This window comes from Enterobacter sp. 940_PEND, from assembly GCF_001059415.1.
Classification (GTDB): domain Bacteria; phylum Pseudomonadota; class Gammaproteobacteria; order Enterobacterales; family Enterobacteriaceae; genus Enterobacter; species Enterobacter cloacae_M.
This window is the reverse complement of the sequence record NZ_JUMS01000058.1, coordinates 114,860-126,199: the sequence shown is the minus strand read 5'-3', so window position 1 is coordinate 126,199 and position 11,340 is coordinate 114,860. Positions and strand designations below refer to the sequence as shown.

5 protein-coding genes are annotated in these 11,340 nt (G+C 57.6%); 1 reads left to right on the top strand and 4 read right to left on the bottom strand.

The genetic code is table 11. The features are described 5' to 3' along the window. Nucleotides 1–136 precede the first annotated feature (136 nt). Nucleotides 137–1,390, bottom strand: a complete 1,254-nt coding sequence (gene amiC, locus ADJ24_RS09545) for an N-acetylmuramoyl-L-alanine amidase AmiC (protein WP_023309036.1) — start codon at nt 1,388–1,390, stop codon at nt 137–139. Nucleotides 1,391–1,617: 227 nt separating this feature from the next. Here amiC and argA point away from each other — a divergent pair, with 227 nt between their 5' ends. Next, nucleotides 1,618–2,949: an amino-acid N-acetyltransferase gene (argA, locus tag ADJ24_RS09540; protein ID WP_023309037.1), complete on the top strand. Its 1,332-nt coding sequence runs from the start codon at nt 1,618–1,620 to the stop codon at nt 2,947–2,949. A 54-nt stretch (nt 2,950–3,003) separates the two neighbouring features. Here the strand turns inward: argA and recD are convergent, their stop codons facing one another. Genes recD through ptrA form a run of 3 tightly spaced genes read right to left on the bottom strand, consistent with a single transcriptional unit; the run spans nt 3,004 to nt 11,227 of the window. Further along, nucleotides 3,004–4,824 (bottom strand): exodeoxyribonuclease V subunit alpha, encoded by a 1,821-nt coding sequence (recD, locus tag ADJ24_RS09535; RefSeq protein WP_023309038.1) that lies wholly within the window; start codon nt 4,822–4,824, stop codon nt 3,004–3,006. Beyond that, nucleotides 4,821–8,363, bottom strand: coding sequence for an exodeoxyribonuclease V subunit beta (gene recB, locus ADJ24_RS09530; RefSeq protein WP_023309039.1), 3,543 nt, complete (start codon nt 8,361–8,363; stop codon nt 4,821–4,823). Before recB ends, recD begins: the two co-directional genes overlap by 4 nt. After that, entirely contained in the window at nt 8,360–11,227 is a 2,868-nt protein-coding gene (gene ptrA / locus ADJ24_RS09525; RefSeq protein ID WP_023309040.1) for a pitrilysin, read from the bottom strand. Before ptrA ends, recB begins: the two co-directional genes overlap by 4 nt. Between the last annotated feature and the right edge of the window lie 113 nt (nt 11,228–11,340).

Here is an 11,340-nt window from a genome sequence, read left to right as displayed (position 1 = left end):
CGGGCTCATAACCCGAAGGTCGTCGGTTCAAATCCGGCCCCCGCAACCAACACTTCTAAAACAATAAACACCCTCAAGGGTGTTTTTTTGTATCTGTCGTTTGTGAATTTGCCGGGCGTTTACCCGGCTGAAAGCGTTATCCGCGTCGCGCCAGCGTCGCCCCGTCAGAGAAATACGCCCGTATCCCCGCCAGAATCGACTCCGCAACCTCCTGCTGGAATTTTGCCGTCTTGAGCTTACGCTCCTCTTCGACGTTACTGATAAACGCGGTTTCGACCAGAATGGACGGGATATCCGGTGCTTTGAGTACCGCAAACCCGGCCTGTTCAACGCTGTTTTTATGCAGCTTATTGATGTTGCCCAGCTTGCCCAGCACCGCTTTACCAAACTTCAGGCTGTCGTTAATGGTCAGCGACTGCACCATATCGAACATAGTGTGGTCGACGTAGCGGTCACCGCTTTTGCTCACGCCGCCAATCAGGTCAGAGGCGTTCTGGGTGTCAGCCAGATATCTTGCTGCGGTACTGGTCGCGCCTTTGGTTGAGAGCGCGAACACCGACGAGCCGCTTGGCTGGCGGCTGGTAAAGGCATCCGCATGGATCGACACGAACAAATCGGCGCGCTGCTTCTGCGCTTTCGCCACCCGGACCTTCAGCGGAATAAAGATATCTTCATTGCGCGTCATATAGGCGCGCATATTACCTTCTTTATCAATCAACGCCTTCAGGCGGCGGGCAATTTGCAGCACAACGTCTTTTTCACGCGTGCGGTATTTCCCCACCGCGCCGGAGTCTTCACCGCCGTGTCCGGGATCGAGCATGATCACAATCGGACGATCGCGCCCTGCTTTCCCCGGCTGCGGACCGCTTTGCGCAGGTGGAACCTGACGCTGCAAGTCGCCCTTGTTGTAATCCTCCAGCAGGGCAAGAAGCGGATCCTGAATATCCGTTGCGTTGGCCGGGTAGAGATCCATCACCAGGCGCTCTTTAAACGTCGCGACGGGCGCCAGGGCGAACAGCTGCGGCTTAACGTTCTGTTTAAGCTCAAACACCATGCGCACGGTTTGTGGATCAAACTGCCCGACGCGAGCCGATTTAATAAACGGATCGTCACCGCGGATCTGCGCCGCCATCCCTTTCAGCACGGAGTTGAGGTTAACGCCTTCGAGATCCACCACCACGCGTTCCGGGTTGCTGAGGGCAAATTGCTTATATTTCAGCACGCGATTGGATTCGACCGTCACGCGCGTATAGGTCGACGACGGCCAGACGCGCACCGCCACCACCTGACTGGTGGCGGCAAGACCGACCTGACTGACGCTAAGCAACCACATTGCCCCGGCCCCTTTTAACAAACGGCGGCGGCTTATTGCTGAATTGGATCCCGACATGCTTCTCCCGAGCAAGAACACTGATTGATATACAAAATGTCCAGATTGACCGAAAACTTTAACGAATGACGCATAAACTGTCATCTATAAAAGGGTAAACAATCATACGCTAACGCACGGATTACTTACCAATTTCTGTGGGTCGCGGAAAATTTGCACTTGCACACGTGGCTATAATCGAATAAAAATACAGAAATTACGAATAAACATTCATTAAGGGTTGTGCCATGGTGAAGGAACGTAGAACCGAACTGGTCCAGGGATTCCGCCATTCTGTTCCCTATATCAACGCCCATCGGGGAAAAACGTTTGTCATCATGCTTGGCGGCGAAGCCATTGAGCATGAAAATTTTTCCAGCATCGTCAATGACATTGGCCTGCTGCACAGCCTCGGGATCCGCCTGGTGGTGGTTTATGGCGCGCGTCCGCAGATCGACGCCAACCTGGCCGCTCACCACCACGAGCCGATTTACCACAAACACACCCGCGTCACCGATGCCAAAACCCTGGAGCTGGTGAAACAGGCGGCGGGTCTGCTGCAGCTGGATATTACCGCGCGTCTCTCCATGAGCCTGAACAATACGCCGCTGCAGGGGGCGCATATCAACGTCGTGAGCGGCAACTTTATCATTGCCCAGCCGCTCGGCGTGGACGATGGCGTGGATTACTGCCACAGCGGCCGTATCCGTCGTATTGATGAGGAAGCTATTCACCGCCAGCTGGACAGCGGCGCCATCGTGCTGATGGGCCCGGTCGCCGTTTCCGTGACCGGCGAAAGCTTTAACCTGACGTCCGAAGAGATCGCCACGCAGCTGGCGATCAAGCTGAAGGCGGAAAAAATGATTGGGTTCTGCTCCTCCCAGGGCGTCGTGGACGCTGAAGGAACAATCGTACCGGAACTCTTCCCGAATGAAGCCCAGGCCCGCGTGGAAGCGCTGGAAGCCGAAGGTGATTACCACTCCGGCACCGTCCGCTTCCTGCGTGGCGCCGTGAAGGCCTGCCGCAGCGGCGTGCGCCGCAGCCACCTGATCAGCTATCAGGAAGACGGGGCCCTGCTGCAGGAGCTATTCTCCCGCGACGGTATTGGTACACAGATTGTGATGGAGAGTGCGGAGCAGATCCGCCGCGCCACCATCAATGACATCGGCGGCATTCTGGAGCTGATCCGCCCGCTGGAACAGCAGGGTATTCTGGTGCGTCGCTCACGCGAACAGCTGGAGATGGAGATCGACAAATTCACCATTATTCAGCGCGATAACCTGACCATTGCCTGCGCCGCGCTCTATCCGTTCCCGGAAGAGAAGATCGGTGAAATGGCCTGCGTGGCGGTGCATCCTGATTACCGTAGCTCTTCACGCGGCGAAATGCTGCTTGAACGCGTGGCGGCACAGGCGCGCCAGATGGGGCTAAGCAAGCTGTTCGTCCTGACGACGCGCAGCATTCACTGGTTCCAGGAGCGCGGATTCACGCCGGTGGATATCGATTCTCTGCCGGAAACGAAGAAAGAGATGTACAACTATCAGCGTCGTTCAAAGGTGCTGATGGCTGACCTGGGATAATACAACGCTTGCCGGATAGCGCTGCGCGTACCCGGCCTGGATGTCTGGCGTTATTCAGAGTGACTCAAATATCGCGCCCAGCCCGCTTCGGCGTTCCGTTCGGGTGGCGATCGCCTGCACCAGCACCCGTTCATCGGTATAGAGCGACAGGCGCTGACGCGCGCGCGTAATGGCGGTATAGATCAGCTCGCGGGTAACGACGGGTGAAAGCTGCGTGGGCAGGATCAGCGCCGCATGGTTAAACTCGGAGCCCTGGGATTTATGCACCGTCATTGCCCATGCGGTTTCATGCTCGGGCAAACGGCTCGGCTGGAAAGACTTCACGCTCCCGTCCGGCATCTGGAACCAGACGCGCAGGCCCTGACCGCAATCGAGCGCAATCCCGATATCCCCATTAAACAACCCCAGCGCGCTGTCGTTGCGGGAGATCATCACCGGTCGCCCTTCATACCAGCGCGAGTGCGGGGTACGGTTAATTTTGCGTTTTTGCGCCAGCAGCTGTTCCAGCCTGTCGTTGAGACCCCGGACGCCAAAGGGGCCTTCCCTCAGCGCACAGAGCAGCTGATACTCGCCAAACGCGGCAATGACCTGCTCCGGCGTACTTTGCTGTTGTACGCCCGTCAGAAAGTGCTGGTACCCCTGCAGGGCGTCGTCCAGCATCGCCTGATACTCTTCCCCGCTTTGCAGCGATTTTTTCTCAATATCCGTAAAGGTACCGTCAAACACCGCAGTGGTGGTGCGCCGGTCGCCCCGGTTCACCGCTGCCGCAAGCTGGCCGATGCCGGAGTCGCTGCCGAAACGGTAGCTTTTTTGCAGCAGACACAGGCTGTCGCGCAGCGCCCCTGCCAGCGAATGGTTTTCAGAGGTGAGCGAACATCCGGTGAGACGGGCTAACTCCTGCGCGCGTTCAGCGGTATATCCCAGGCTGGCATAGGTGCAGATATCCCCCAATACGGCTCCCGCCTCAACGGAGGCAAGCTGGTCGCGATCGCCGAGGAAAATGACACGCGCGTGCGGCGGTAGCGCATCGATCAAACGCGACATCATCGTCAGGTCAATCATCGACGCTTCATCCACCACCAGCACGTCAAGGTGCAATGGATTACCGGCATGATAGCGCAGACGCTGGCTACCCGGCTGTGCGCCAAGCAAACGGTGCAGCGTGCTGGCTTCATTGGGGAAAAGCGCAAGCTGCTCCCCGGTTAGCGGCAGCTTTTGCAGCGCACCGCCTAACGACTCCGTCAGACGCGCCGCCGCTTTACCGGTGGGGGCCGCCAGGCGAATACGGCACTTTTGCTCACCCGAGAGCTGAATCAGCGCGGCAAGCAGTTTTGCCACGGTGGTCGTTTTCCCGGTGCCCGGTCCGCCTGAAATCACCGAGATCCGTCGCGTTAAGGCCACGGCTGCCGCCACTTTCTGCCAGTCTGTCGCGTCGTCAGCGGTAAACAGCGCATCCAGCGTTTGCCGGAGCTGCGCTTCATCGCAGGGAAGCGGGGCGTTGGTCTCGCTGAAGAAGCGCGCTACCGTCAGTTCGTTACGCCACAGCCGGTTAAGATACAAACGCTCGCCGACAAGGATCATTGGCGTCCCGGTATCGGCTCCGCTCACGGCAGGCGAACCGAGTAATATCTCCTGCCAGTCCACTGCGTCCCCCAGCAGCGCGAAACACGCCTGTAAAGCCGGAGGCATTTTCTCATCCACCGCCAGACGCGACAGCGGCAGACATACGTGCCCTTCCCCCGCGTCTTTACTCAGAATGGCGGCGGCAAGCATGACGGCAGGCTCCTCGCCTGCCACCATCATGGCGAACTGCACATCCAGGTGACGCAATAATCGTTGTTCAACCGCGTCCAGCAGTAGCGCCTGCATCGTCATGCCACCTCCTCCGTGCCTGCAGCAAACAGGTTATCCATTTTTTCAATCAGTTCCGCAGCCGGACGCGTGCTAAAGACGCCGGAATGCGGGTCGTTAGCATCCACTCCGCGCAGGAACAGGTAAATTACGCCGCCAAAATGCGCTTCGTAGCGGTAATCGGCCATGCGATGGCGCAGGTAACGGTGCAGCGCAAGGGTGTAAAGCTGGTACTGCAGATCGTAGCGATGCATTTGCATTGCCGAGGCCATCGCGTCCTGGGTGTAGGCTTCGCTGCTTTCACCCAGCCAGTTTGATTTGTAATCCAGCAGGTAGTAGCGCCCTTCGTGGCGGAAAACCAGGTCGATAAAGCCTTTGAGCATCCCCTGCACCTGGCGGAAGTTCAGCGGCGGACATCCGGCGGATAACGGATCGTACTCGCGGATCAGCGCATCAAGCGCTTCGGCCCTGAGCGGGCTGGCGATGGGGAGATAAAACTCCATCTCCACCTGCTTATCTTTGGCGGTCAACTGGTTCAGCGAGATCCCCTGCGTCGTGAGCGGCGCGTGCAGTACCGCGCGGATCCAGTCGGTGAGAACCGGCTGCCACTGTGCGTCGTAGCCGCCACTCTGTAACATCTTCAGCACCCACTCTTCCGATACCGGCTGGGTAAAATCCAGCTCTTCAAACAGGCTGTGCAAAAACGTGCCCGGCGAGGCGCCGCGCGGGAACTGGTGCGGCGTGAGCACTGGCTCAACAGGTACGCTACCGGCTCCTGCGGCATCCACGTCCAGTTTTGGCATCAGATCCTGCGCAATACTCTGCCCGTGCTGCTGCAAACCGGAATAGCTGGTGACCCGCCAGTCGTCGGCAATAGTACGTACCACCTGACGGGCATGGAGCTGTGAGTCACGCAGCTCCGGCATCTGCCAGCGGCTGTTGTCGGGCTGCGACGGAATATGCAGGGCAACATGCTCTGTGCAAAGAGATTCGATGCACTGGCGCAGGCCCGCCGCGTCTTTGGGTTCACCATGCTGAATAAGCCGCCCCAGCGCGCTCAGATGAAAATCGCTCTCCCCGGTCTTTTCGCCACGGCGACGGAACAGAGGCGCAACGCCCAGGCTGCAGTGCCAGACCGAACGGGTCAGCGCCACGTAAAGCAGGCGCAGGTCTTCCGCCAGACGCTCGGCTTCAGCCAGCTCAACGCTGGACTCCGCGTTGCTGAGATCGAGCACCGCCTCAAAAGATTCGCGATCGTGGTAAAAGGCCTGATCCTGCACGCGATAATTGGCGATAAACGGCAGCCAGACCAGCGGATATTCCAGGCCTTTCGACTTGTGAATGGTGACAATCTGCACCAGATGTTTATCACTCTCAAGGCGCATCTGCTGGCTGGACGAATTACTGTTCGGATCGGCAATCTGCTGCGCCAGCCAGCGCACGAGGGCGTGTTCGCTCTCCAGCTGCGTACCGGCTTCCTGCAGCAGTTCGCTGATATGTAAAATATCGGTCAAACGGCGCTCGCCGCCCGCTGTCGCCAGCATATTCTCGGCAATGTGGCGCTGTGCCATGAGCTCGCGCACCATCGCCATGACTCCACGCTTCTGCCATTTTTCGCGGTAGCGAACAAACTCTTCTACCACGGCATCCCACGCGGCTTCGTCATTGTTGAGCGCATCGATATCCCGCGCGTTCAGCCCGAGCATCGCACTCGCCAGTGCGCTACGCAGCGTGCTTTCCCGCTCCGGAGCCAGCACGGCCTGCAGCAGCCATAGCATCTCCTGCGCTTCCAGCGTTTCAAAGACGCTGTCGCGGTTTGAGAGGTAGACGGAGGGGATATTTAGTAACGTCAGGGCGTCGCGGATGAGCGCGGCTTCCTGACGGCTGCGAACCAGCACCGTGATATCGGATGCCTTTACCGGGTTTGGTTTATCCCCCTTCCACAGCAGCGCTTTACCATGCGCGCCCGCACTGAGCCAGTCGCGGATTTGTGCGGCACAGTGCTGGGCCATGGCATTTTGATAGTCGGCAACGCCGCAGCCTTCCCCGTCCAGCAGCCAGAAGTTCATGGCAGGCTGCGTCTCGCCGTTGAACTCGAAGCGCAACGAGGCATTTTTCTCGGCGAATTTTACCGGCTGAAACGGGATCTCCCGGAACATAAACGCCGTATCCATGCGGCTGAAGAGCGCATTGACGCTTTCCACCATGCCGGGAGAGGAGCGCCAGTTAGTATCGAGAGTGTAGTGCGCGTCAACTTCGCTACGGGCTTTCATGTAAGTGAAAATATCCGCACCGCGGAAGGCGTAGATGGCCTGTTTCGGATCGCCGATTAACAACAGCGCGGTACCGGGCTGCTGGCGCCAGATACGGCGGAAAATGCGGTATTGTTGAGGGTCGGTATCCTGAAATTCGTCAATCATCGCCACCGGGAAGCGGGTCCGGATCGCGGCGGCAAGCGCTTCGCCATTTTCACTGCACAGCGCCGCATCGAGGCGGCTCAGCATGTCGTCAAACCCCAGCTCACCCCGGCGGCGTTTTTCACGCGCGACGGCTTCGCGAATTTCCGTCATGGCGCGAGTGATCATCAGATCGTTGAGCGTTAAGGGCTCAGCCAGCAGGGTTTCAATTGCCACAAACAGAGGATGCTCAGGCACAATGCCGTCGGCTTTGGTCCGCTCAACCAGGAAACGCCGGGAAAATTTCTCTAGCGCGTCCGGGAGCTGGTAGCCTCGCGTCTCCTCCTGCGCCCAGGCACTGATCTTGTCGATCCATTTTCCCTGGTTGCCACGGTTAAACTTGCGTCGGTCAATCCCGGAATTTTCGATGATTGCGTCAATCTCGCCAACGGACTCAATCCATTTTTGCTTGATGTCGGCAATTTGCGCGATGATTTTTTCATGCCGTGAGGCCAGGGTTTCATCCGCTGGCGGCGGGGATTTGATGACCGGCGCTTCGCCCTGCAGGTAACGATCGATAGCGCGCAGCAGCGCCTCCGGGCCCTTCCACAGCGCATGTACCGCTTCGGCGATATCGCGCTCTAAAGGATAACAGTGGCGACGCCAGAAATCCGCGCACGCCTGATAGCGAAGAACGGATTCATCTTCAATGAGCTGCTGTTCGAACAGCATGCCGGACTCGAACGCATTCAGGCTCAGCATGCGCTGGCAAAAACCGTGAATGGTAAAGACGGACGCTTCGTCCATTTGCCGTTCAGCGAGCAGCAGCCACTGGGCGGCCTGTTGCTTATCGGCAATCTCTTCCAGAAGGCTCGCGTAGAGAGGGTTATCCGTGCTCTGACGCAGACAGGCGATGCGCAGCTCGTGGATATTGCTGCGAATACGGCCCCGCAGCTCAGCGGTGGCAGCCTCGGTGAAGGTGACTACCAGCAGCTCTTCCACGCTCAAAGGGCGTGGAAAAGCGGCGTTGCCGCCAAGCCCCAGCAGCAGACGCAGGTACAGGGCGGCAATAGTGAAGGTTTTTCCCGTTCCCGCTGAGGCTTCAATCAATCGTTCACCCTGCAGAGGTAAACGTAAGGGATCAAGGGACTCAGCGGTATCGGTCATTCTTTCTTACTCCAGGGCATAGATTGCTGCAGCGCGCTGACGCTCTTCCAGACTTTCCAGCCTTTCGGGTTCACGTACTCCGTTTTCCCGTTCTGGCTACCGGAAACCTGAGACAGGATAGTGATTCCCTGCGGCTTAATGACCGCCTGATGGAAGAAGTCGGCAACCTTCTGCGGCGTCAGCTGTTTTATCTCGGCCACTACTTTATCACGCGAATCAAATTTCAGATTACCGCGATCGAAATCTTTGCTCAGCTGCGAGGCTTCTTCACCCAGCGTCTGCGGCGGCTGCATCACCTGTGCGATGACGGCCTGCTGGATCTGCGCAAACTCTTCCGGCTTCATGGCGCGGAGTTTCGCTTCCACCTGCGGGAAGAAGGCCTGGTAACGCTTCCAGAGATACGCCGGCTGTTTATCGCTGCTTTGCAGCAGGAAACCCAGCCCCCACTGTCGGCCTACGTTCATGGAGAAGGCAAACACCGCGTAGCCAAGCTGCTCCTCAGTGCGTAACTGGTTGTAGAACCACGGCTGAATAATTTGCCCCAGCACGGCACTCTGCGCTGAGCTGGCGAATTCATCATAGCCCGTTGGCACAAATACCGCGGCCAGCGCGGAGTCCGTGCTGTTACCCGCCTTTTCAAAAATCACATTCTGTTTTTTCTCAACCAGCACGTCCTGGTTTCGGCACCACTCGTCGCCTTTCGAACCGAGCTGAGCGCGTACATTCTCTGCCAGGGTTTTGGCCTGGTCCTCACTCATGTTGCCGACGATCAGGAACTCCGGGCGCGTGTTGGTTTTCAGCGCGTCACGGTAAGCCAGCACGTCTTTTAAGGTGATCGAAGGCAACAGCGCGCGGCGGTCCTCTCGCTGGAAATAAGGAACTTGCGACAGCATTTGCGCCGGCATAAGCGCCAGATCGTAAGCTTTGCCCTTCTCCGCAGAATCCATCATCTGCGCATACCACGATTTGGCCTGCTCAAGCTGCTCTTCCGTCGGCGTATAGCTGAAATAACCCTCCAGCAGTGCCTGGAACAGCTGAGGCAAACGCTGGGTATAGCCGTTTGCATTGAGCATCAAACCGTTGTTGGCGTTGGTGGAGAAGCTGATCCCGCCCACGGCCGCCTGGTTGCTGAGCTGATCGAGCGCAATCCCGGCGAGATAGTCATTGAGCGCGAACATCACCTGATTTTTAGCGCTGTTCATCGCTTTCGGGTTACGCAGCACCACGCTGACATCGGCCTTTGGCTCGCTTGCGAAATAGCGGCTAGGGGTATACACCACGCGTAGCGTAGGCTCATCAACGATCAGCGCCGGGTGCGGATAATCTTGAGTCGTTTTGGTCAGCGAGAAGTCATCCGGAATATAGGGGTTCAGCTCCGGCAGCTTCAACGCAATCTCCCCGGACTTCTTCTGCCAGTCGCCGAAGGTCTGTGCGCTGATTTTGTCCACCTGATAAGGAGCATCGACAAAATACGCCGTCTTGTTATGCGGTTCGTTCGGGCTGATGTACCAGATGCGGGCATTCTCCGGCGTCATCATCGCCAGGCGGGCTTTTACCGCATCGGCATCATAGCGGTCGGCAATATTGACCGCATCGAGGGTGTGCTCCACCGGCACGCGGATCATGGTATCCGCCAGCCACTCAACGTAGTCCATGTCGCGCGTAATGGACGGATAGCGGAAATCGAGATCCAGCACGTGCGCGAGCTCATCAAAGTAGCGCTTATCGACGCCTTTCTCACGCAGTAAAGAGAGGTAGCTGAAGATCGCAGCCACCACTTCGTCACGGTTTGCCAGGCCCTTGTCGGTCAGGGTGGCGGAGATCGCCAGCACGCCGCTATTGCCGTTCACAACCGGATCGGAGTCGGCGCGAATACCTTCCACGAGCCCCTGTTTTTGCAGCCAGTCAGAAAGCGTACCCGGACTACGGTTACCTATCAGGTAGGTCACCAGCTCATCGGTTTTACTGCGAAACTTTGCGGTGTTGTTATCGATGCGGAATTCCACGCGCAGCACTTTGCGCGGCAGCGCAGGCACGTAGTGGATCACAATGCCCTTTTGCGCGTCCGTGACCACCGGTACGTCTATCTGCGGCAGGTCGATATTTTTATTCGGCACCCGACCAAACGTTTTAGCCGCCATGCCTGCCAGTTCTGGCAACGGTTTATTGCTGTAGATGACCGCTTTCATCAGGTTGGCGGAGTAGTATTTATCGCGAAACGCGTGCAGGGCATCAAGCACCGGGCTATTCGGTTTGTCGCTTAACGTCTCCAGGTTACCGCCGGAGAAGCGCGAACCCGGGTGCGCAGGGTTGATGGTTTCGGCGCTGACCTGGGCCATGCGCATACCATCTCGCGTGCGGGCAAGGGTCAACTCAGCATTGACGGCATTGCGTTCACGGTCGGCATATTTTTTATCCAGCAGGGGGGCTGCGATTGAATCAGCAAGGCGGTCGACCGCGCCTTCCAGCGCATCATTTTCGACTTCAAGATAAAAGGCCGTGCGGTACGGTGCCGTACTGGCATTGTGGCTGCCGCCATGCATTTTCAAAAATTCGGACAGGCTATCTGGCTGCGGGTATTTTTTTGACCCCATCAGCGTCATATGTTCCAGATAGTGTGCAAGCCCAGGATGCGCGTCAGGATCTTCCAGCGATCCAACCGGCACCACTAATGCCGAGAGGGACTTCACCGCCTGCGGATCGGAAACCAGCAGCACGGTCATGCCGTTATCAAGACGAATAGCCTGATATTGACGAGTATCTTTTTCGCTTTTACGAATAGTTTCCTGAACGGGTTGCCAACCGGAGTCTGCCTGAGTGACAGGTACCCAGAGGGCGAAAAACAAAACAAACGCTTTAAACAAGGTGCTACCTCTTTATCACGGCTACATCATTAACACATTGCGTGCTGGACACGCCAACATCTCTTTATGGGGTACATCAGTCCGTGATAAGAAGTGCATCATAAATGAACACC